The sequence below is a fragment of the Oleiphilus sp. HI0043 genome (genome assembly GCF_001634935.1).
The window spans coordinates 1-366 of sequence record NZ_LWEY01000957.1 but is presented as its reverse complement, the minus strand read 5'-3'; the positions used below and the strand labels follow the sequence as shown (position 1 = coordinate 366).

Genomic DNA, 366 nt, shown 5'->3' with positions numbered 1-366 from the left:
TGATTTATGAGAACTAGGTTATACCCCATATGTCGGTATTGCTATTGGCACCCCACCCAATCCTGACTCTTCATTGCGGCTCCTTAAAGAAAGTCTATGCAGTAATGACAAATGCAAAGACCGAAGCAGTAAGCGTCAGGATCAAGTCTAAGTGGACTAAAAAATTCACCCTCAAGCTACAGTATTTGGTAATAGTTGCTGTAAGAGTGTATTGCAATCTTGTTCAGGCATAAATTTGGGAACAGGATAATTGAAATAGGCTTCGCTCATGGCATCTTTAACGATGGAAGGAAAGTCTTCTTCTTGAAGCTCAGCAATCGTTTCCGGGATATCGACCGCTTTATTAAACGCAAAAAGATACTCTAC

Annotated in this window: 1 protein-coding gene; it reads right to left on the bottom strand. The window is 40.7% G+C overall.

From position 1 onward, the window contains the following. Positions 1-171: 171 nt before the first annotated feature. The coding region (locus A3729_RS32805) for a hypothetical protein (RefSeq protein WP_197475777.1) at positions 172-366 on the bottom strand (195 nt) is incomplete at its 5' end.